Raw genomic sequence first — 1,296 nt, forward strand, 5'->3', positions numbered from 1 at the left:
GGGTCTGTTCAATAAACTGTGTCAAAAAGAAAATTAATAACTTTAAACATAGGAATTATGTCAGATCAACAAGAAGAGCAGCACTTCAATTATAAAGCATTTGAAGATTCAGCTTTAGAGCAGCTACGTTCAGGTAAACCACTTGAAGGTAAGGATGGTGTATTGGCTCCCCTAATAAAACGGCTTATTGAAGCAAGTCTGTCTGGGGAACTTGATGCTCATCTGGAAGAATCCACCGTCAATAACCGCCGAAACGGGAAGATGGGTAAGCGTGTAAAAACAGGCTTTGGAACGGTAGATATTGATACTCCCCGAGACCGTAACGGGAGCTTCGAGCCTCAGGTTCTAGCCAAACGGCAGACGGTTTTAGGAGAGGCACTGGACCATAAGGTAATTAGTATGTACGGTAAAGGAATGAGCTATTCCGATATATGTACACATCTTGAGGATTTATATGGATTATTGGTTTCCCCAGCCAGTTTAAGTGCAATTACAAACCGTGTACTGGATGATGTAAAAGCATGGCAGTGCAGAACCCTTGAAAGCGTTTACCCTATTGTATGGCTTGATGCAATACATTATAAGGTAAAAGAACAGGGCAGTATCAAGACCAAAGCAGTTTATTGTGTAATAGGTTTAAACCGTGATGGTGTTAAGGATCTGTTGGGACTGTACATAGGCGAAAGCGAAGGAGCAAGATTTTGGTTACAGGTATTGACCGATATCCAAAACCGGGGAGTTAAAGATATTTTTATTGCCTGTATAGATAATTTAAAAGGCTTCGCGGAAGCGATAGAAAGCATATATCCACAAACAGAAGTACAGCTGTGCATTATTCACCAGATAAGAAACAGCACCAAATTTGTAGCATGGAAAGATCTTCGGGAGGTAATGGCTGACCTAAAAGAAGTTTACCAGGCATCGACGGTAGACCAGGCAGAAAAAGCATTGCTGGAAATGGGTTTAAAATGGGGCAAAAAATATCCAATGACCATAAAAAGCTGGAACAGTAACTGGGACAGGCTTTCCCAGTATTTTAAATATCCAAAGGAAATTAGAAAAATGATCTATACCACAAATATGATAGAATCATTCCATAGTCAGCTAAGGAAGATAACCAAAACGAAAAGAGTATTCCATTCGGATAGTTCATTATTAAAATTGCTGTATCTTGTATTTATTAATCATAGAAATGGATGGATAAATCCTGTGACTGGATGGAAAATTATGCAAGCACAAATTGCTATATTTTTTGAGGACAGATTTAATCAATGACACAGTTTATTGAACAGACCC

General features: G+C 39.0%; 1 protein-coding gene. It reads left to right on the forward strand.

From position 1 onward, the window contains the following. Window positions 1-57: 57 nt before the first annotated feature. Window positions 58-1,275 (forward strand): IS256 family transposase, encoded by a 1,218-nt coding sequence (locus tag EHC72_RS22445; RefSeq protein WP_131539955.1) that lies wholly within the window; start codon window positions 58-60, stop codon window positions 1,273-1,275. Window positions 1,276-1,296 lie beyond the last annotated feature (21 nt).

Origin of the sequence: Pedobacter nototheniae, assembly GCF_004335085.1 — a bacterium.
Classification (GTDB): Bacteria; Bacteroidota; Bacteroidia; order Sphingobacteriales; family Sphingobacteriaceae; genus Pedobacter; species Pedobacter nototheniae.

Coding starts and splice junctions, on each gene's coding strand:
- EHC72_RS22445 (WP_131539955.1), top strand. CDS start 58: ATGTCAGATCAACAAGAAGAGCAGCACTTCAATTATAAAGCATTTGAA.